We start from the raw sequence: 19,821 nt of genomic DNA on the forward strand, positions 1-19,821 counted from the left end.
GTTAATATTTGCTTGCTTTTTCAATATAAAATCTTTGCAATTTCTTTGCTTCAACGGCTATTTCAAAACCAGAATTTCGAATTTCAGTTGACAGATCTTCCCTTGTATAGTTTAAGCTTTTATTCAGAATAATTTCCGCCCATTCTTTGTCGGTTTTCTTTGAATCAATAAAGTTCATAAGTTTTGTGCAGTTGACTTCTTCGGGTACTACCTTTGCTGTTCCGAATGTCATAAGACCGGCGGTTTGCGCTTCTATGTATACTATTCCGAAACCTTCGTAACGAGAGGGAAGAACAAATGCATCAAATGCCTGCATAACATCGGGTACATCCTGACGCAGACCTGTGTAGATGATTTGGTTGTAAATGCCGTTTTTTTTAGCATAATCCGTAAGTTCTGAGAATTTGGAATAGCTTTTATAATCACCTACAATGACAAGTTGAGAATCAGTGTGCTTTTTGCAGATTTCATTAAAAATTCTGATCATACGCTCGGGATTTTTTTGATAATATAATCTTCCGACAAATCCTACCACAAATGTATTATTGTTGATTCCAAATTCTTTTCTTATTCTGTTCCTTGTTTCGCAATTATAAATGTATTTGTTTGTTTCTATTGCGTTTGGAAGAACCTTAAAATTATCTTTTTTAAGAATAGAATCACCAAAAAGGTATTTTCCCGCATCACGACTGCAAGCAAAAAAATCAGTCGCATAGTGTTTTAAACCTGTTTTCAAAACACGGTTGTACATTTTTTTAATCAGACTCGGTGTGTTTACATACGCAAGATGTGCATGAGCAATGCGTGTATTTATACCGTGTTTTTTTGCTATACAACAGTACAGTGCCGACCATTCCTCCATATTAGAATGTAACACATCATAGTTGCCGTTTTTCATTATCTCGCTTACCTGTCGGATATTTTCTCTCAGATTAACTGATTTTGGTGTGACACGAAAAATATTGCAACCCATCTGTTTAAAAGTGGCTTCATTAAGACTGCCGTTTTTTACCGATGGAAGATCATCAATGACAATATCAAATTTTACATCATTATGATCCATATGGCTGTAGTAGTTTAATAATACAGCGCCGACACCTCCGCCGTTTATTCCAACAGCAATTTGCAGTACCCTCATTATCGGTTTTCCTTCCTTTATCAGCGTAATTTTCTCAGAAACCTTTTTACTCCGAGAGGAATCATTTTTTTGATTTTGGTTTTTGGATTTATTTTAAAAGCAAGCTTAGTTTTGGCATATGTTTCAAAGTTGCCGCAGTCAAAACCGTCATAAATTGAATCCCTGCAACTTGGTCGTTTTGAGGGATGTACGAGATTTGCGTTCATAACAGAGGCTTTGTTATAATCAGACTCAATTATTTCAAGCTTGTCTTTTATCTTTTCAAGGTATTTTTTGCCCTTCTCGGTATTTACAAGGACGAGGGAAACACCGTTTTCATCAAAAAATTCGGGATGAAATTTTTGTATTCCCCAGTAGTCGGCAAGGGTAATGTCACTTACGCGATTTTTGTTGGCAAATTTACATTCGTAACAACTTTCGCGGTAGGTTTTACAGTATAGAAAAGCACTGTAGTATGGGTCAAAAAAGCCATAATCAGATTTGCTTTTTTGACCGTTTTCAGCTTTATAGTACAGATCCCAACCACGCTTTTCTTTGCTTCTAAAGTTATATGAGGTTAATGTGCCGCCGAGCTTTTTGCCCATATAGTCAATATAATTTTTGAAAAGTTTTGGGCTCGGCACACCGTGACATACAATATCTGTAATCAGCAGATTACCATAATCTTTGCCGAGAAAAGAACGCAGTCCCGCTGCTTGACAGCCTGTGCCGCTGAAAAGAACTTCTTTGCCGTTCTCAAGTTCGGTTTTAACCTGTTTATAAATTCCTCTTGTGTCGCTTTGAACATATTTGGAACTTTGCAGTCGGTAAAGCCCATCTTCGGTTTCAACCTTAATATGTTTTGCAACAAGGTTTTCATCATATGCACAGCCGAAAACAACACCGCCCATAGATAGAACGGATTTTGCGATAGGTATAAAAAGTCCGCCGGAAGTACTTTTGAATGTACTTCCACGGTCTTTGTATTTTGCAGCATATACTTTTGGAATATTGCATCTTGATACATCGGTCAAAATAGGGCAATGTTTAATACAAATTCCGCATTCAATGCAGATGCTTTCATCAACCTCGGGATATAAAAAGCCTTCATGATCCGGTTTCATAGATATACAATTTTTAGGGCATATCTGCTCACATCCGGAGCAACCGCAGCAGCTTTTTCCAAGTTGCATTATATTGTTCACAATTAATCACCTATCATATCCTTCAGAATATCAAACGATTTTTTTCTTTCGGTTGAGATTATCTCGTTTACCCTATTAAAATCAATTTTTTCCTCTGCAATTTTAAAGTCATCATAGCTCTTTAAAATTCGATTCTCATATCCTATCAGTTCCAGAATACTCGAAATTCTTTCGCTGTAGCTCTTGGGCAGAACATCTGCAAATTGAGTGTTAAGTCCTATCGAAAAAGCTGTACCGTGAAATGAATCGGTAAGAAAGTATTCTGCATTCTTTATATACCATAAAAATTCACCGACAGGCGGACAACAGATAAATTTTCCGCTGCGGACAATATGATGAAAACAATGGCTTACCCTGTAAAGTTTTAGCCCTTTTCTCTTTGCAAACTCTTTTGCGTATGCATCAAACTGCTTATTTGGGTGAAGCTGATATACAAGCACATACTTTTCATCGCATTTGCGATTCGGAATAAGCTTTTCCCATTCGTTTTTATCAAGCAAAAATGTCGGATCAAGAACCTGCTCTGCGTGAATTCCCAGTTCTGATGCAATTTTAATTCCGCTGTTTTCACGGATAGTAATTTTGTTGTATTCTTTAAGCCAACTTTTTATTCTTGTTTTGTTTTTTTCTTCAACACTCGCACCGCCAAAACTTGCGGCATATGCAATCTTTTTTACTTTTTTTGGCAAAAAGGACAGAAAGTAAACAGGATCAATTTCTCCGCAGACAACGGTATTCCACACCTGATCACTTCCTGTCATATATATGTCAGCTTTTGGAATATCGCTTTTAAGCTCTGCTTCGCTGTTATATTCTTTGTCCGTTACCTTGACAATTTTTCTGTATTCTTCAAAGCGTTTGTCAGCAAATTTATAGACGGGCTTTTGGGTCGCCTTAAAAAAAAGTCTGGTGAGTGCGTTTTTATTCCATTTTGCACTTACGCTTTTAAGCCTCGTATCAACTATATTCTCTGTTTTTTCATCGGTTCTGTAATAATTAATGCATACAGCATTACAACCGAGTTTTTCGAGTGCTGTTTGTGTTGCATATGCCTGCAAAACAGAGCCGTAGTTTGAAACTGTGTGTCTTGTCAGATATGCAACTGTTTTTTTATTGTCCATAATCAGTCCAAACTTTCAATAGTAATACCGCCGTTGCTTTTTACAACAGAATTTGCGGGAATGTCATGATGAATAACACAACCTGCACCGATAACGCTGTTATCCCCGATTTCAACGCCTTTGAGAATGACTGCATTGGTGCAAATCCAACAGTTGTTTCCGATTTTTACACGACCTGTTGAATATCCCTGTTCACGGATAAGCTTTGTTCTGTCCCTGAATTTATGATTCTGGTCATAAATTTTGACATTTTCTCCGAATATGGTATGGTCGCCGATTTCAACACTTTCAAGGCAATTAACAGAACAACCACGATTGAAGAAGCAATCGTTTCCGATTTTTATTGATGCACCTTTTTCAAGATAAAGACCGAAATTTTTGCGGAAGGTTGTATTTTTCCCGACCGAAAATCTCTTTCCAAACATAATTTTAAAGCATAGTTTTTTTATTGCGGCTTTTGTTCGCCAGTATATTTTTAATAAGATCATATTTTATTACCGCCCTTAGCCTTTATCAGTTCCTTGTAGCATTTCATAAGCTTATTATAGTATGCTTCGCAGTCGCAGCTGTCTTTGGCTTTTTTAAGTGCAGACTCTGACATTCTGCTGTATTCGTCATCCGAGAGACTGTTCATTTTCTTCAGACATTCACAAAGGCTGTCAGGATTATTGGGTTCACAGATAAAACCCGTAATGCCGTCATCAACAATTTCCGGAAGTCCTCCGTAATTGCTTACGATTGCAGGCTTGCCGACCGCAATTGCCTCAAGAATTGAATACGGACCGTTTTCATACCATTCACTCGGCAGAATTACGCACTTTGCGTGTTCAACATACTTCTTTAATTCGTCACCGCTCTGAAAACCTGTAAAGATAACCTTGTCGGTCAAATTGTTTTCTTTTACATAGGTTTCAAGATCTTTCCTAAGAGGACCGTCGCCCACAAGATACAACTTGTTTTCAAAATTTCCCTTATGATAAGCTTTTACAAGCGACATAAGCCCCTTTTCAACTGATAATCTGCCGAAAAACAGAAAGTAATCGTCAATATCCTTACAAAGGTGATATTGAGTACCTGACGGCAAAAAATTTACCCAATGAACAATTGGATTTTTGGTTATGTGTGATTCAACAAATTGTCTGCGGTAAAAATCGGAAGGGCAGATATAGAAATCTATCTTATCGTACATATGCATACGCTCGTAATTTTTAGCCTCGATTACGGCAAGATATGTTTGCATAGCTGAATTTTTCACGCATTTTTGTTCGATTGCCGGTTTATAACTGTGTTCCCTAACACAACGGTCGCAAACTTTTCCGTCACAGAGCATGGTGTGTGTTGGACACACACAGTTCAAATCATGTGCGGTCAGTACAACGGGAATATTGAACTTTTGAATAGCATTGAGTATTGAGAGCGTTATGTGACGGTGAACAAGATTGATATGTACAATGTCGGGTTTTTCATCTTTGATAAGTTTCTCAATCTTTTTTTTAGCGTCAAATGAGTAGAGTGCATGAAAACCCGCACTTAATTTTTGAACGGCAGACATACTTTTATTGAAATCAACATTTTTTGAGAAATATTCGGATTGCGGACAAGCGTAATTTTTTTCGTCCTGCATTGCAAAATAAATAACCTCGTTACCGTGTTCCTCAAGAAGTTTTGCAAGACCGAAATAGTAGGTTTCACTTCCGCCTTTTACATAGTGGTATTTATTAACAAGCAGAATTTTCATTATCAGCCCCGCCTTTTTCCTTTAAGTGAGCGTACCATTGGGTACAACTTTGAGTGAACAAGTGAGATACCTGCAATCATCATTCTTTTCGGCATGGCATTGCACACACTCGTCATCATTTTTTTGGATTTCTTTCTGACATCGGGATATTGCGGAAAATCTTTCCACGGTGACATTGATTTATATTTGAGATAATCCCCGACAAAGGGGTGATTGTTATTTTCGTTCCACGGGCGTGTTCCCGAAAGGAAACACGAGGTGTAGTGAATTATATAAGGATCGGTTACCGCCTCGATGTATTCTTCTTCACTCAGATGATGCTCGGGACGACGCACCTTCATAAGATCTTTAAAATTAAAATCAAAGAAAACAGTCATAGCGTCGTATTTGGTATGGATAACCTTTACAAGATTCTTTTTGGCAAGAACACCGTTAAGAACCCCTTGATCAACATAGGTGATGTTGCCGTTGTGAGCAATAATAAAATCGAGAAAGTCTTTTTCCACATTCATCTCTCTCCAGCTTTTAAGGTCAATCAGCAAAACACCGTTATTTGTATAAGTGCTGTCGCACGGAAGATTCAGTTCGGTTTTATAACGGTCACTTCGGCAATCGTCAACTGCCGCAACGATCTTATCTTCCAGATCTGTTTCCCAAAATTCTCTCAAAGAGTGACGCACAACCGTGTCACAGTCAAGATAAATACAGCGGTCGAGATTATCAGGCAGTATCGTGCAGAGAAACAGTCTGAAAAATGTGCTGATGTTCCATCTTCCGACTTCTATATCAACACCTGACATTTTGTTAAGATCAGGGCGGGGAATAAAAACAATATTTCTGCCGAATTTGTCAACCATATTCTCAAATCTCTTTTTGTTTTCATCTGAGATATTGTTGTCAATCATATAAATGTTGATTTCATCGGCATCGGTATTGTTGTGTAAGAGTGACATTATTGACACACCGGCAATAGGGGCATAGCTGTCGGAGCTTGAATATACTATGTTCATTTTACCCTCCGTGAAAAAGTAGTCGTAACATAAAAATTACTTAAGATACTTATCCTCGTATTCCTTAAAAGTCTGAAGATTTTTATCTTTGTCGGCAATAATAAGATTTTCAATACCGCCGATTTCATCAAACGGCCATTCAACTCCCAAATCCGGATCGTTGTACATAATGCCGTCATCATATTCGCCGTAGAATTTTTCACCGCATTTGTATGAAACAACAGACGGTTCAAGCACAAGATAGCCGTGTGCAAAATGTTCGGGAACATAGAGTTCATTCATATTTTCTTCGGAAAGACAGAAGCCCTGCCATTTTTTGAATGTAGGTGATTCGGGGCGGAGGTCAACGATAACATCAAAAACCTTGCCTTTAATGCACCGTACAAGCTTTGCCTGTTCGTGAACTCTCTGAAAATGAAGCGCACGAATTACGCCCTTGTGAGATACTGTGTAGAAAACCTCCGCAAGGTTGTGTTCAAGTCCGTTTGCCTCGAAAACTTCCTTTGAATAATCCTTTATAAATGCACCTCTTACATCTGTTGCACAAAACGGCTTGATAAGATACGCGCCTTCAAAATCTGTATTACAAAATTCAAACTTCTGAATCATCGTTATTCTCCCTTTTATAATGTTTTTCTATGTAAGCAGTACCCTTTACACATAGAAAGGGCGAAAGTTACATTTCGCCCTCTGTATTTTCTTAGCCAACCGACTTAATCCAGTCCATAGTCATTCTTGTGCCTTCTGCAAATGATATTTCGGGCTTGAAATAACAGTCTGCTTCAATATCGGCTGTATCAAATGCCTCAAGCGGCATATTTACTCCCGTAAAAGGAACATCGCCGAAAATCGGCTTTGCTTCGGGGGCAAGCTCCTGCTGCATTTCAAGGATAAATTCCTTGAGCGGTTTTGCGTTTCCGCTGCCGATAGTATATTCTTTATTTGCTTTGCCGTATTCTCCGATTGCCTCAAACGCTCTTGCAACATCGTCAATATAGATGAAGTCATAGTTCTGTGTTGCGGCAGTAAACTGCAGCGGCTCATTTGCAATGATTTTGCGAATTGTAGAATTTACAAAACGGGGCGAAAGCTCACCGACGCCGTACGCGTTTGTAATAACTGCCCAACAGAGGTCAATTGAAAGGCTGTTTGCAATCGGCTTGCAAATTGCCCTTGCAATCAGCTTGCCTGCACCGTAAATGTACGGAAGTCCCGGCTTGCTTTCCTGAGTGTAAACAGCGGTGTAGGTTTCCTTTTCCATAATAGAACCGGCATTGACAAATTTTTTACACTGCATACCGTCTGCCGTTCTGAGCGCTCTTGCTGTCCAGAGTGCATTTTTAAGCTGAACATTTTCATCACATCTGAGCGGTCCTGCCGAACCTACCCATGCAAAGTGGTAGAAAACATCAATATCTCTGTCGGAAATTCTGTCAGCCAAGGTTTCAATCTCATCAAGCTCGCAATACACGATTTCAATGCCGTTAAGGTCTTTTATATTTTCGATTTTTTCGTTTTCGTCTTTTACAACTGCAAAAACCTTTACACCCTTGGCACAAAGCCTTTTGCAGACATTTGAACCGACAAAGCCGTTTGAGCCTGTTACAATTGCTTTTTTCATAAATTAACCTCTTTTATATCATCCGCAGGAGTCTTAGATTCTGCTTTTAAGAAAATCGTTTATTTGCTCGTCCATACAGCGGCGAACATCACCGCCGTTCATATAACAGCGCGACCATTCAACCGTTTTTTTCACTGCTTCATCAACATGCCAATGGGGTTTCCAGCCAAAAACAGCCTTTAGCTTTGAACAGTCGAGTTTGAGAAAGCTTGCCTCGTGGACTGCATTCTTTTCACTTTTGTTGACCCATTTTATATTTCCCGCATACTTTACAAACAAATCAACGAGTTCGCCTGTCGTTACGCAGTCGCATTCATCGGGACCAACATTATAGCAGTCGGCTAGCTTAATATCACCGTACTGCGCCCTTGCAATCATAAGATAGGCAAAAAGCGGTTCGAGAACATGCTGATACGGTCTTGTTGAAAACGGATTCCTTACAATAATATCCTCGCCCTTTTCCAAGGCTCTCACGCAGTCGGGAATGATTCTGTCGTTTGCAAAATCTCCGCCGCCGATAACATTGCCTGCCCTCGCTGTTGAAATTGCCGTTCTTCCGTCTGCAAAGAAAGAATTTTTGTAGCTGTGGGTTACAAGTTCCGAGCAGCTTTTGCTGTTTGAATACGGATCAAAGCCGTCAAGCGGTTCGTTTTCACGGTATCCCCACTGCCATTCCCTGTTTTCATAAACCTTGTCGGTTGTTACATTGAGAAACGATTTTACACAGCTTGACTGCCTTACGCACTCAAGAATATTTACCGTTCCCATAACATTTGTTTCATATGTGTACGCAGGCATTTTGTAGCTGTCGCGCACAATCGGCTGAGCCGCAAGATGAAGTACAATCTCAGGCTGTGCCTCATCAAATGCCTTTTTCAGAGAGTCAAAATTGCGGATATCTCCGATAACCGATTTCACATCGCTTTCAATATCTGCAATTTCAAAAAGTGACGGTGAGGTCGGCGGATTAAGTGAATAACCCGTTACCTCTGCGCCTGCATTCGCAAGCAGTCTGCACAGCCAGCTGCCCTTGAATCCCGTGTGTCCCGTAACGAACACTTTTTTACCTTTATAAAAATCAAGCGTCATTATGACCACACTTTCCACGGAGCTTTGCATTCGTTCCATAGTTTTTCAAGTCTTTCCTTGTCACGCAATGTGTCCATACATTGCCAAAAACCGTTGTGCTTGAAGCACATAAGCTGACCCTCTCCCGCAAGCTGTTCCATAGGCTCGCGTTCAAACATTATTGTGTCGTCCTTTATATAGTCAAGAACCCTTGGGTCAAGCACCATAAAGCCTGCGTTAATCCAGCCTGAGTCGATATCGCTCTTTTCACGGAACGCCCTGACTTTGCTGTCCTCCGACAAATCAAGCACACCGAACCTGCTTTCGGGCTTTACGGCTGACATAGTTGCAAGCTTACCGTGTTTTTTGTGAAAATCGAGTAGAGCGTTTATGTCAATATCGGAAACACCGTCGCCATAGGTCATAAAAAACGGCTCATCTCCGATAAAATTGCGAACCCTTTTAAGTCTGCCGCCTGTCATCGTGTCAAGACCTGTGTCAACAACAGTAACCTTCCATTTTTCGGCTCTTTTGTTATGTACAATAATCTTATCATCCTGAGTAAAATCAAAGGTGATGTCGGATGTGTGAAGAAAATAGTCGGCAAACCATTCCTTGATTACATGCTGTTTGTAACCTGCACAGATGATGAACTCGTTTATGCCGTAGTGAGTGTACAGCTTCATAATGTGCCACATAATCGGCATTCCGCCGATTTCAATCATTGGTTTAGGTTTGAACTGGGATTCCTCGGAAATTCTTGTTCCGTACCCTCCCGCAAGTATAACAGCTTTCAAAACTCTGCCTCCTTAAACAGCACCCTCACCCTTGAAAACAGAGGTGATAGTTTTGAGAATGATTTTCAGGTCAAAGCAGACAGAGCGGTTTTTGATATAGCAAATTTCCATTGCTCTTCTGCGTGTGTATGTAGTACAGCTTCTGCCGTTTGCCGCCCAGAAACCCGTAAGCCCCGGCTTAACGCTCAAAAGCATATCACGGTAGTTGCCGTAAATTTCAGTTTCAACCTCCATAACGGGTCTTGGTCCCACAACAGAGATATCGCCTTTTAAAATATTGAAAAGCTGAGGAAGCTCGTCAAGGCTTGTTTTTCTCATAAATTTGCCGACCCTTGTGACTCTGGGATCATCTTCAAGCTTGAAATTTCTTTCATACTCAGCCTTCTGCTCGGGAGTGAACTGCCTGATAAGCTCCTCGGCATTTGTCACCATACTTCTGAATTTATATATATTTAAGGTTTTTCCGCCTTTTCCTACACGCTGGTGAACAAAGAATACAGGTCCTTCGCTTGTTGCTTTAACAAGAATTGCCAGAATGAGAAATACAGGTGAAAGGATTATTAAAGCGACGAGTGAACATACAATGTCAAAAATCCGTTTGAAAAAATCATAAACAGGCTTTTTTTTAATTGCGTGTCCGCTTGGTGACGCACTTTTATTTATACTTTTGCTTTTTGCGGATTCCATTTTCCCCTCCGTGGACAGGACGAGCCTGTTAGTTTATGCTTACGCAGGCGGCTTGTTATCAGTCTTTTGTTTCTGTTTTGTAATATCCGCCGTATCTTGAGTAGTAGCCCTTGCCCTTGCGGGTTTCGTGAGGTTTTACACGGTTAAGAATAACACCGAGAATTTTTGCGTCGGTTCTTTTAATAACCTCAACCGTCCTTTCAAGCTCGGGGTATGTCGTTGAATTGTTTCTTGCAACAATAACAACACCGTCAGATGCCTTCATAATGGGAAGAGCGTCAATAACAACGCCGATTGGCGGTGTGTCAAAAATAATATAGTCATAATCCTTTTCAAGGGTTTTTATAAGCTCTGCCATAGCTTCACTTGCAAGAAGCTCCGACGGGTTCGGCGGAATAGCTCCGTAGGTAATAGCCTTGAGGTTTTCAATCTTTGTATCCTTGGTGACCTCTTTAAGAGAACATTCCTCGTTAAGGTAATTTGTAATGCCGGGGGTAGGTGAGATTTTGAGTGCGGTGTTGACTCTCGGACGGCGAAGGTCACATTCAACAACGATAACCTTTGTGCCAACCTGCTGAGCAAGCGCAGACGCAACATTGATTGATGTTACCGTTTTGCCCTCGCCCTTTGTTGACGAGGTAAATGCTACCTTTTTGCAACCCTTTTTAAAGATTGAGTATGCGATGTTTGTTCTGGCTGTTTTGTATGATTCACGAACCTGAAAGCCGAGTGCCTCGGTGTCAATTGAACGATCTATTTTAGTCTTTTTCATTGCAGCTTCACTCCTTTAACATTAATAACCCGATTCATAGTTGCCGTACTTCTTTTCGGCTGCCTTTTGATTCGAAAAATATTCAAAGTCGGGAATAGCGGCAAGCAGCGGAAGGTCAAGAACGGTTGTCATCTCTTCGTTGTACTTGATTTTGACATCAAGGAAGTCACGGACGAATGAAACAATCAAAGCAATGATAAGACCTGCCGCAAATGCGATAATCACATTTTTGGATACACTCGGTGAAGCAGGAGCTTTTGGAAGAGTTGCCTTGTCAACAATTTTAAGCTTTGCGTTGTCCTTTACATTTGCAATCGTCTTTGGTGCAATCTTCGCAATTGCGTCGCCTATTCTTTTTGATTCGGTAGGACTGCTCGAATTTACAAGAGCCTTAAATACCTCGGTATCTTCAATGCTCTCGAACTTAATCATAGATTTAAGCTGTGACGCTGTGTACTTTTCGTTGAGCGCTTCGGAAATCTGATTGTAGAATGAGTTTGAATCAAGAAGCTCAATATATGTAAGCACAAGATTCTTTGCATAGTTTACACTCTGGTAATCCTCATATGCCGACTGGCTCTTGTAGTTGGTTTCAACATATAGCTTTACACTTGAGGTGTAGGTTTTCGGAATAAAAAAGGTAGTAATAAAGAAAGATACTGTAGCGCACAAAAGAGAAAGCACTGCAATAAAAACCAAGTTTTTCTTTATTATTCTCGTTATGTCCTTAAATGATATTTCCATTAAATAATACTCCTCCCGGCTTTTGCTCACATATGGCAAGACAATGCCGCAGCCGAAACAAAAGTGTTACAGGCGAAAACGGTACAAAAGCACAAAAATCTTTAAAACATGACACTTCCATTATATGTGAAATCAGTAAAAAAATCAATATGACAAAGGAATCTATTATAGGGAAAAATTAGTTTATTTTGCGGATTTTCGGGTTGGACAAATTTTCTGTATGTACAAAACTTACATAAAATATATAACTATTAGGCTGAAAATGGTTAATAATCACACAAAAAAGCAGTTTTAAAGACAATTTCAGCTAAATTTGCTAAAAAAATAAACAAAAATAAGGTAAATAACCGATAAAATTTCTACTCATATATTAATATGTCACAATATGTCATGATAAGAAAGCAATTACTGTAAATATGCAGGCAGAGCCGCTGCACGGATATTTGTTCAAGGAGTAATTTACAAACCAGTATGTATATTTTATGCAAAAATGATGTGCAAAGACGGATAAAAATACAAAGTCCAGACGAAACCGACACGGTGTGACACAGTATTTAATTGATTCGGAACGGCATAATGCATAATCGGAACGACATAATGCACAATGAAATCATCTATTTTGACAACAGGATTGTCGTTTCTTAAAATATAACAAATATTTATAACAAAACACTTTACAAAATCCGAGGTGTGGTGTATAATACTGTACAAAGAAGTTAGATGGTGAAGTTTTCCATTGTACTCCCTGCGGCTTTTGGCTTGCAGATGCGTATTGTGCCGATGAATCCGTAAAGCTTCTTGCTGATGAAAACAAAATATAATACAAGGTGGTATGAACTATGAAAAAATTATCAGCAATGTTAGTAGCACTCATCCTTGTTGCAGCAACGGCTTTCACTGCTTTTGCAGCAGGCATCAATGACAGTGAGCAGGCTGTTCTTGACGAACTCAAAACATCTGTTAAGATGAACGGCTCAGAGATGGTTATTCCGAGCGAGTTTGTAAACCAGGCTGAGAACTACTTTAACACAATTGACATGACAGCAGATGAGTCATCAAAGATTATCGCTGTACTCAAGAAGGGCGAGAGCTTCCTTGAGAACTCAGGCGCATCTAACATCGCAGATCTCACATTTGCTCAGAAGCAGACACTTCTTGCTTACGGTAAGGAGGGCGTAGGTGTTCTTGGTATGACAATGTCATATGACACATCAACAAAGACTCTTACAATTTATGACGCAAACGGCAAGGTTGCATTCTCAGCTGTTCCTACTCTTTCAAAGGTTGGACAGGTTAAAGACGGCAGCGCAATCAAGACAACAGGTGTTGCAGCTGATTTCAGCGGTGTTGCAGCAGTTTCTGCAGTAGCACTCATTATGGTAGCAGGCGGAGCTTTCTACCTTGTAAAAACTAAGAAAGAAAGAGCTTGATTTAAATGTCTGATAAAAAAGTCAGACACGGTCATAGATCAAAGAATGGGAAGGGTTTTATAATTCTTCCCATTATATTTTGTCTGGTAACATATCTGGTGCTGTATTTGGCGTTTGTTCCGTCATTTTCTCCGATAATTTCGGCTATGGGTATGTTCTTTTCGGATAATGAAAAGGATTATTCGACAGAGTACGATAATATTTTTGTGCCCGTGTCAGAAAACGCAACTGTTCCTACCGTGACCAAGAAAGATTCTGACGGTAAGGAAAAATCATATGTAAAAAAAGATTCCGTTCAGTATCCGGGTTATGGCAATCTGTTCGGTGAACTCATAATAAGTGACTGCAATGTTGATGCAAATCTGTTCTTTGGCGACGGTGATGTTGCTTTGAGAAACGGCGTAGGCATTTACGCAGGCAGTTTTGTACCCGGTTACGGAGGAACAATTCTTGTTGCAGGTCATAACAATACCTATTTTAACGGTTTGAAAAATGCTCAGGTTGGTCAAAGGGTTGAAATTAAGACAAGCTACGGTAACTATGTGTATGAAATTACCGATACTGCCGTAAAAAGTGCTAACGACAGCAGCGCCTACGACCTTTCTGCTGATTACGAAAATCTGATAATGTACACCTGTTATCCCTTTGATGAATTGGGACTCACATCAAAAAGATTTTTCGTGTATGCAAAGCTTGTGTCGGGAACCCAGATAGATAAGGGGGGCAACTGATATGCATTCTAAGATAAGAGGTATTGTTTTCTGCTTGCTTTCGTTTGTTTTGTCATTTGTGTTGCTTCTGCTTTCAATTTCGGTGATGCTTGAAGCCACGATTCTGAATCCCTCGTATATTCTCGACAATATGAACACAACCAATTATTTTACCGACAAAAAGGACGAAATAACAAGAGAGCTTGTTGACCTCGGTTACGCGTCGGGGCTTGAAGAAAGCTTTTTTGGTAATGTGGTTGAAACTGTAACAATTCATGACGATACAGAGGATTACCTTGAAAGCTATTATAACGGCGGCTCGGCAAAAATCAGCACGGTTGCCTTTCGTCAGCGTTTTAATTCAGAGCTTGACAGCTACATAAAGAAAAATAATGTTAAGGTTGCAAGCAGTGACAGCAGGGAATATCTTATAAATAAAGCTGCGTCTGTTTATGAGGCGAATCTCAGAATACCGATGTTTTCAATGCTTTCGCCGTATCTCACGGCCTTGAAAGATATGATGCCGCTTCTAATAGGCGGACTGGTAGTTTTTGCCGCAATCCTTTGTGTGATTATCATCTTTGCAAACCGTTGGAAGCACAGGGCGGTCAGATATATCTGTTACGCAACATCCGGAACATTTATCACGGTGGGAATTATCCCTGCTGTTTTGTTTTCAACAGGCTATGTGAGCAAAATCAATATTGAATCAAGAGCTTTCTACAACCTCTTTGTTCAGAGTATAAACAGCGTGCTTATCGCACTTGCAATCTGTTCGGCAGTCTTTCTTATAATTTCTATCGGACTTTTCTTCCTGCACAAGAATATGCGCAAACACGCAAGTGAAGAATGATGTAAGTAAATGGAAAATTAAAAATTGAAAATGTAAAATTACGGTCGAGAAGATAGTTTGCAAATGCAAAACACTGTCTTCCCGACCGTTTTTTATATGAAAGTTGTTGTCTGTTAGTAGTGGCGAACATGGTTCGCCACTACTAAAATAATGAAAAAATAACACGGTCGGATTTCCAAACGGTGATTCCGACCGTGTTGTTTTATGAATTAATCATCAATATTGTAAAATCGTTTTGCATTGTCGCAGGTGATTTGCAGAAGCTCGGAAATGCTTATATTACGCAGAGATGCGATTTTTTCAGCGGCATAGACAATCATAGAGCTGTCGCAACGCTTGCCGCGGAACGGCACGGGCGCCATATACGGAGCGTCGGTTTCAAGCAGAAGCCTGTCAAGCGGAATTTCCGAAGCAACCTCAAGACTGTGACGGGCATTTTTGAATGTAACAACACCGCCGAGGCTGATGTACATTCCCATGCGAACCGCTTCACGCATAAGCTCAACACTGCCCGAAAAGCAATGAACCAGCGCATTTGGTTTGTATTTTCTCAGAAGATCGTACACATCACCGTGAGCCTCACGATCGTGAACTATAAGCGGCATTTCAAGGTCAAGAGAAAGCCTGATCTGTTCCTCAAAAACACGCTTTTGCAAGTCTTTCGGAATGTCCCAATGATAATCAAGCCCTGTTTCGCCGATTGCGACAACCTTTTTATGTTTTGAAAGCTGTGCAAGCTGTTCAAGATAATTGTCCGGAATATTTTCGAGATTTTCGGGATGAAATCCGACTGCGGCATACATAAAATCATATTTTTCGGCATATTCAATGCAGGTTTTTGCCGTTTCAAGGTCAACCGCATTGTTGACAATTCCGCACACACCCTTTGTGTGAATGTTTTCCAAAAGTTCAAAACGGTCATCGTCAAACCATTTGTCGTCATAATGTGCGTGCGCATCGAAAATGTTGTTGTAAAGTGACATCGGTATATCTCCCTAAAAGTATGGGCGGTCATTGACCGCCCACATTGATGAATTTATATGTTCATACACATATGTTTTGATATAACATATGTGTATTCAATTTTGCACGCAATGCGTGCAATCGTGTGCAACGCACACGAACTATGCTACGCTCGGGCATAATATATTTTTATATTGCAAACTGTCTTCACGAATTGGATGCAGCGACACGCTGCCGGCGGCTCGCCGTGCGGGCAGATGATATCCGCTCCTACAGTTACGCTTGGGCATAAATAGTTTTTAATTTATCAAACTGTCTACACGAACATAAATCAACAGATTTTTGAGCCGACAGGCATATTGTCAACAAAAACAACCTTTAAATCATCGCCGTGAACTGCCGAAAGAATCATACCGCAGCTTTCAACACCGCAAAGCTTTGCCGGCTTGAGGTTCTGAACAAGAATAATCTTCTTGCCAATAAGCTCTTCGGGCTTGTAGTAGTTTGCAATACCGCTGACAACGGTTCTGTCCTTTACACCGTCAAAAATTGTGAACTGTAAAAGCTTTTTGCTCTTTTTAACGGGTTCGCAGGTCTTAACCTCGCACACACGGAGATCAACCTTTGCAAAATCATCAATGCCAATCTGTGCAACACCCTCAAGCTCTTCACGGAGTGCCTTTGTTTCTTCGCTTTCACCCTCGTTGTTCTTGATAATGCTGTTGAGTTCTTCAATTTCCTTTTCAACATCAATTCGTGGGAAGAGTGCATCTCCCTTGTGAACCGTGACATCAGCAGGAAGTACACCGAACTTGTCGCAGTTTTCGTAGCCGGCACACTTTTCACAAGCACCGATCTGCTCAAGAGCCTTTGGCATTGTTGTTGGCATAAATGCCGAAAGGAGGGTGCAGGCAATACGGATTGCCTCAAGAAGGTTGTAGAGAACCGTTGCGAGTCTTGCTTTCTTTGTTTCGTCCTTGGCAATAACCCACGGAGCGGTTTCGTCAATGTATTTATTTGCACGGGAAACAAGCTTGAATATTTCGGCAAGTGCGTTCTGGAGCTGAGTCTTGTCCATGAAATCGTCAACCTTTGCACGGAGCGATGTTGCGGTTTCGATAAGGTCATCGTCAAATTCGCCGCTCTCGCGCTCTGTGGGAAGTGTGCCGCCAAAATATTTCTGAACCATTGCAACTGTTCTTGAAACAAGGTTGCCAAGACCGTTTGCAAGGTCGGAATTGATACGGTTAATCATAATTTCGTTTGAAAACGAGCTGTCTGCACCGAGAGCCATTTCACGCAAAATGTGGTAACGGATTGCGTCAGCGCCGTAACGCTCGCCGAGTACAAACGGATCAACAACATTGCCGAGTGACTTTGACATCTTCTGTCCGTTGAAAGTAATCCAGCCGTGAACGGCAAGATGCTTTGGAAGCGGAAGGTCAAGAGCCATAAGCATTGCAGGCCAGATGATAGCGTGAAAACGCATGATGTCCTTTGCTACCATATGAACATCGGCAGGCCAGTATTTGTCAAATTCGTCAAATTTTTCATTCTTGTAGCCGAGAGCGGAGATATAGTTTGAAAGTGCGTCAATCCAAACATAAACAATATGCTTTTCGTCAAATGTAACCGGAATGCCCCATTTGAAGGTTGTTCTCGATACGCAAAGGTCTTCAAGTCCCGGCTTGATAAAGTTGTTTACAAGCTCAACCGCTCTTGTCTTTGGCTGTAAATAGTCTGTCTCCGTGAGGAGCTTTTCAATTCTGTCGGCAAAAGGTGACATCTTAAAGAAGTATGCCTCTTCCTTTGCCTCTGTAACCTCTCGTCCGCATTCGGGACATTTGCCGTCAATAAGCTGACTTTCTGTCCAGAAGCTTTCACAGGGGGTGCAGTATTTGCCCTTGTATTCGCCCTTGTAGATGTAGCCCTTGTCATACAGCTCCTTGAAAATCTTCTGAACTGTTTCAATGTGGTAATCGTCTGTTGTGCGGATATATCTGTCATAGCTTATGTTCATAAATTTCCATAAGCCCTTAAAGGTTTTTACAATTTCGTCAACATACTCTTTGGGAGTAACACCCTTTTCGGCAGCCTTCTGTTCAATTTTAAGACCGTGTTCATCCGTACCCGTAAGGAACATAACATCGTATCCCTGCATTCGTCTGTAACGGGCGATAGAATCGCACGCAACGGTGGTGTAGCAATGACCGATGTGGGGATTGCCTGACGGATAATAAATAGGTGTTGTAATGTAAAATGGTTTTTTCTGACACATAGTATTTGTCCTCCCTAAAATTCAGCAAATGAGCTGTAACTGTAATTATACCAATTATTGCATATAATTTCAAGAGTTTATGGGATAAACGGAGAATAGTTAATTGTTGTATGCTTAATTTAAAGACAATTACTTATGATTCATTTCGGTGATATTACTGCCTGAATTCATAAATAATCGTGTTAAAGTGTCGGGTTAAAGTGAAATAATGCCGAACTGCGCAAGTGTGTAGGAAATTAAGATGAACACAAGGCAGATTGGAGCTATATATTTAATCATAACATCAAACAAAGCCCTTCTGCTGAAACGCTCGCCGTTCCTTGTGACTTCGTCTGCAATAGTCTTTGGCTTGATAACCCAGCCGATGAGAATACAAGTGCAAAGTGCGACAATCGGCATAATAATGCTGTTGCTCAAGAAGTCAAAGAATGTAAGGAAGTCCATTCCGAGAATCTTAACATTTGACCATATACCGTTGCCGAGTGACGACGGAATACCCATAATAAGGCAGATGCCTATAACGATAAGACAGGACTTGATTCGTGTGAGCTTGAACTTGTCCATAAGCGAAGAAACAATTGCTTCCATTACGGAGATTGAGCTTGTGATAGCTGCAAAGAATACAAGAATAAAGAACAAAAATCCTATGATTACGCCGGCAGGCATTTCGTTGAATACCTTTGGAAGTGTGATGAACATAAGTCCGGGACCGCTTGCACCAAGACCTTCTTCACCGCTGAATACATAAACCGCAGGAACTACCATAAGACCTGCGAGAAGTGCAACGGCTGTGTCGAAAATCTCAATCTGGTTAACCGACTTTGTGAGGTTTACCTCATCCTTTGTGTATGAACCGTAGGTTACCATAATTCCCATTGCAATGCTCATTGAGAAGAACAGCTGACCGAGTGCTGCCGCAAATGTCCAAATTGACAGTTTGCTGAAATCGGGAATGAGGTAGTACGAAACACCCTCCATTGCGTTCGGGAGCGTGAGTGTGTAGATTGAAATTCCGACTGTCAGAACAAGCAGAACAGGCATCAAAAATTTGCTCAGTCGCTCAATGCCCTTGTTTACTCCGAGCATAATTACCACTGCACTCAACAGCATAAATATTAAGAAAAACACAATGGGTGACAACGGGTCGGAAATAAAGTCCGAGAAAAAGTTGTCCTGTGCCGCAGGGGCAACAAGTCCCTGTGCATAAACGCACATATATTTTGTAACCCAACCGCCGATAACGCAGTAGTACGGAATAATGATTATAGGAACAAGCGTTGCAAGGTAGCCTAAAAACGAAAATTTGCTGCATAGCTTTTTGTAGGCGAGAATCGGACTTAGCTTTGTTTTTCTGCCAATTGCGATTTCGGCAGTCAAAAGTGAAAAGCCGAATGTAAGCGCAAGGATTATGTAGATAAAGATAAATGTTCCGCCGCCGTACTTAGCTGCATAATACGGAAATCTCCAGAGATTTCCCAAGCCTACTGCACTTCCCGCAGCGGCAAATACAAATCCGAGTCCGCCGGAAAAGCTTCCTCTTTTTTTACTCATGATAATTACCTCTCATTTTCTTTAGAATTTTTTAAAATCTGTAAATAAAACAATCAACGCAAGTATAACATAATACAGAGATTAAAACAATATTTTTTGAGATTTTTTGAATATTTTGCAAAAAGAAAATTTTGGTTTTATCTTTGCGAATTTTGT

19 protein-coding genes are annotated in these 19,821 nt (G+C 40.5%); 3 read left to right on the top strand and 16 right to left on the bottom strand.

Translation table 11 applies throughout. The features are described from left to right. Position 1: 1 nt before the first annotated feature. The 13 genes from RBATCC27255_RS09020 to RBATCC27255_RS09080 form a co-directional block, all read right to left on the bottom strand. Positions 2 to 1,138 carry a glycosyltransferase gene (locus tag RBATCC27255_RS09020; RefSeq protein WP_101029683.1) on the bottom strand — a complete coding sequence of 379 codons (1,137 nt, stop codon included), beginning with the start codon at positions 1,136 to 1,138 and terminating at the stop codon, positions 2 to 4. Between the two features lie 20 nt (positions 1,139 to 1,158). Further along, on the bottom strand, positions 1,159 to 2,310 hold the full coding sequence (locus RBATCC27255_RS09025; protein ID WP_341458209.1) for a Coenzyme F420 hydrogenase/dehydrogenase, beta subunit C-terminal domain: 1,152 nt from the start codon (positions 2,308 to 2,310) through the stop codon (positions 1,159 to 1,161). A gap of 14 nt (positions 2,311 to 2,324) precedes the next feature. Continuing rightward, entirely contained in the window at positions 2,325 to 3,443 is a 1,119-nt protein-coding gene (locus tag RBATCC27255_RS09030) for a polysaccharide pyruvyl transferase family protein (RefSeq protein ID WP_101029685.1), read from the bottom strand. Positions 3,444 to 3,445: 2 nt separating this feature from the next. Continuing rightward, the gene (locus RBATCC27255_RS09035; RefSeq protein ID WP_206602220.1) at positions 3,446 to 3,868 is read right to left on the bottom strand and encodes an acyltransferase; all 423 of its coding nucleotides are present in this window, start codon (positions 3,866 to 3,868) and stop codon (positions 3,446 to 3,448) included. 59 nt (positions 3,869 to 3,927) lie between these two features. Further along, on the bottom strand, positions 3,928 to 5,181 hold the full coding sequence (locus RBATCC27255_RS09040; protein ID WP_101029687.1) for a glycosyltransferase family 4 protein: 1,254 nt from the start codon (positions 5,179 to 5,181) through the stop codon (positions 3,928 to 3,930). 2 nt (positions 5,182 to 5,183) lie between these two features. Beyond that, entirely contained in the window at positions 5,184 to 6,191 is a 1,008-nt protein-coding gene (locus tag RBATCC27255_RS09045; RefSeq protein ID WP_101029688.1) for a glycosyltransferase family 8 protein, read from the bottom strand. A 36-nt stretch (positions 6,192 to 6,227) separates the two neighbouring features. Then, the gene (gene rfbC / locus RBATCC27255_RS09050; RefSeq protein WP_101029689.1) at positions 6,228 to 6,800 is read right to left on the bottom strand and encodes a dTDP-4-dehydrorhamnose 3,5-epimerase; all 573 of its coding nucleotides are present in this window, start codon (positions 6,798 to 6,800) and stop codon (positions 6,228 to 6,230) included. Between the two features lie 91 nt (positions 6,801 to 6,891). Then, positions 6,892 to 7,812: an NAD-dependent epimerase/dehydratase family protein gene (locus tag RBATCC27255_RS09055; protein WP_101029690.1), complete on the bottom strand. Its 921-nt coding sequence runs from the start codon at positions 7,810 to 7,812 to the stop codon at positions 6,892 to 6,894. Positions 7,813 to 7,845: 33 nt separating this feature from the next. After that, a complete protein-coding gene (rfbG, locus tag RBATCC27255_RS09060) occupies positions 7,846 to 8,901 on the bottom strand; it encodes a CDP-glucose 4,6-dehydratase (RefSeq protein ID WP_187128358.1) in 1,056 nt (351 codons plus the stop codon). Further along, positions 8,901 to 9,677 (bottom strand): glucose-1-phosphate cytidylyltransferase, encoded by a 777-nt coding sequence (gene rfbF / locus RBATCC27255_RS09065; protein WP_101029692.1) that lies wholly within the window; start codon positions 9,675 to 9,677, stop codon positions 8,901 to 8,903. Before rfbF ends, rfbG begins: the two co-directional genes overlap by 1 nt. A 12-nt stretch (positions 9,678 to 9,689) precedes the next feature. Further along, on the bottom strand, positions 9,690 to 10,364 hold the full coding sequence (locus RBATCC27255_RS09070) for a sugar transferase (RefSeq protein ID WP_101029693.1): 675 nt from the start codon (positions 10,362 to 10,364) through the stop codon (positions 9,690 to 9,692). A gap of 58 nt (positions 10,365 to 10,422) precedes the next feature. Next, positions 10,423 to 11,136, bottom strand: a complete 714-nt coding sequence (locus tag RBATCC27255_RS09075; protein ID WP_101029694.1) for a CpsD/CapB family tyrosine-protein kinase — start codon at positions 11,134 to 11,136, stop codon at positions 10,423 to 10,425. A 21-nt stretch (positions 11,137 to 11,157) separates the two neighbouring features. After that, entirely contained in the window at positions 11,158 to 11,880 is a 723-nt protein-coding gene (locus tag RBATCC27255_RS09080) for a YveK family protein (RefSeq protein WP_101029695.1), read from the bottom strand. Positions 11,881 to 12,719: 839 nt separating this feature from the next. Here RBATCC27255_RS09080 and RBATCC27255_RS09085 point away from each other — a divergent pair. The 3 genes from RBATCC27255_RS09085 to RBATCC27255_RS09095 are packed head-to-tail and all read left to right on the top strand — an operon-like array spanning position 12,720 to position 14,873. Further along, positions 12,720 to 13,310 carry a hypothetical protein gene (locus RBATCC27255_RS09085; RefSeq protein ID WP_101029696.1) on the top strand — a complete coding sequence of 197 codons (591 nt, stop codon included), beginning with the start codon at positions 12,720 to 12,722 and terminating at the stop codon, positions 13,308 to 13,310. Between the two features lie 5 nt (positions 13,311 to 13,315). Beyond that, positions 13,316 to 14,041 (top strand): class D sortase, encoded by a 726-nt coding sequence (locus RBATCC27255_RS09090; RefSeq protein ID WP_101029697.1) that lies wholly within the window; start codon positions 13,316 to 13,318, stop codon positions 14,039 to 14,041. 1 nt (position 14,042) lies between these two features. After that, positions 14,043 to 14,873 (top strand): hypothetical protein, encoded by an 831-nt coding sequence (locus tag RBATCC27255_RS09095; protein WP_101029698.1) that lies wholly within the window; start codon positions 14,043 to 14,045, stop codon positions 14,871 to 14,873. Between the two features lie 209 nt (positions 14,874 to 15,082). Here RBATCC27255_RS09095 and RBATCC27255_RS09100 read toward each other — a convergent pair whose 3' ends face one another. The 3 genes from RBATCC27255_RS09100 to RBATCC27255_RS09110 form a co-directional block, all read right to left on the bottom strand. Beyond that, positions 15,083 to 15,856 (bottom strand): TatD family hydrolase, encoded by a 774-nt coding sequence (locus RBATCC27255_RS09100; RefSeq protein ID WP_101029699.1) that lies wholly within the window; start codon positions 15,854 to 15,856, stop codon positions 15,083 to 15,085. Positions 15,857 to 16,167: 311 nt separating this feature from the next. Then, a complete protein-coding gene (gene metG / locus RBATCC27255_RS09105; RefSeq protein ID WP_101029700.1) occupies positions 16,168 to 18,114 on the bottom strand; it encodes a methionine--tRNA ligase in 1,947 nt (648 codons plus the stop codon). A gap of 195 nt (positions 18,115 to 18,309) precedes the next feature. After that, the gene (locus tag RBATCC27255_RS09110) at positions 18,310 to 19,665 is read right to left on the bottom strand and encodes a sodium-dependent transporter (protein ID WP_101029701.1); all 1,356 of its coding nucleotides are present in this window, start codon (positions 19,663 to 19,665) and stop codon (positions 18,310 to 18,312) included. Positions 19,666 to 19,821: the final 156 nt, after the last annotated feature.

Source organism: Ruminococcus bromii (genome assembly GCF_002834225.1).
Taxonomy (GTDB): Bacteria; Bacillota; Clostridia; order Oscillospirales; family Acutalibacteraceae; genus Ruminococcoides; species Ruminococcoides bromii.

Coding starts and splice junctions, on each gene's coding strand:
- RBATCC27255_RS09100 (WP_101029699.1), bottom strand. CDS start 15,856: ATGTCACTTTACAACAACATTTTCGATGCGCACGCACATTATGACGAC.
- RBATCC27255_RS09025 (WP_341458209.1), bottom strand. CDS start 2,310: ATGCAACTTGGAAAAAGCTGCTGCGGTTGCTCCGGATGTGAGCAGATA.
- RBATCC27255_RS09030 (WP_101029685.1), bottom strand. CDS start 3,443: ATGGACAATAAAAAAACAGTTGCATATCTGACAAGACACACAGTTTCA.
- RBATCC27255_RS09045 (WP_101029688.1), bottom strand. CDS start 6,191: ATGAACATAGTATATTCAAGCTCCGACAGCTATGCCCCTATTGCCGGT.
- RBATCC27255_RS09070 (WP_101029693.1), bottom strand. CDS start 10,364: ATGGAATCCGCAAAAAGCAAAAGTATAAATAAAAGTGCGTCACCAAGC.
- rfbG (WP_187128358.1), bottom strand. CDS start 8,901: ATGACGCTTGATTTTTATAAAGGTAAAAAAGTGTTCGTTACGGGACAC.
- rfbC (WP_101029689.1), bottom strand. CDS start 6,800: ATGATTCAGAAGTTTGAATTTTGTAATACAGATTTTGAAGGCGCGTAT.
- RBATCC27255_RS09085 (WP_101029696.1), top strand. CDS start 12,720: ATGAAAAAATTATCAGCAATGTTAGTAGCACTCATCCTTGTTGCAGCA.
- RBATCC27255_RS09110 (WP_101029701.1), bottom strand. CDS start 19,665: ATGAGTAAAAAAAGAGGAAGCTTTTCCGGCGGACTCGGATTTGTATTT.
- RBATCC27255_RS09090 (WP_101029697.1), top strand. CDS start 13,316: ATGTCTGATAAAAAAGTCAGACACGGTCATAGATCAAAGAATGGGAAG.
- metG (WP_101029700.1), bottom strand. CDS start 18,114: ATGTGTCAGAAAAAACCATTTTACATTACAACACCTATTTATTATCCG.
- RBATCC27255_RS09095 (WP_101029698.1), top strand. CDS start 14,043: ATGCATTCTAAGATAAGAGGTATTGTTTTCTGCTTGCTTTCGTTTGTT.
- RBATCC27255_RS09020 (WP_101029683.1), bottom strand. CDS start 1,138: ATGAGGGTACTGCAAATTGCTGTTGGAATAAACGGCGGAGGTGTCGGC.
- RBATCC27255_RS09040 (WP_101029687.1), bottom strand. CDS start 5,181: ATGAAAATTCTGCTTGTTAATAAATACCACTATGTAAAAGGCGGAAGT.
- RBATCC27255_RS09055 (WP_101029690.1), bottom strand. CDS start 7,812: ATGAAAAAAGCAATTGTAACAGGCTCAAACGGCTTTGTCGGTTCAAAT.
- RBATCC27255_RS09075 (WP_101029694.1), bottom strand. CDS start 11,136: ATGAAAAAGACTAAAATAGATCGTTCAATTGACACCGAGGCACTCGGC.
- RBATCC27255_RS09035 (WP_206602220.1), bottom strand. CDS start 3,868: ATGTTTGGAAAGAGATTTTCGGTCGGGAAAAATACAACCTTCCGCAAA.
- RBATCC27255_RS09080 (WP_101029695.1), bottom strand. CDS start 11,880: ATGGAAATATCATTTAAGGACATAACGAGAATAATAAAGAAAAACTTG.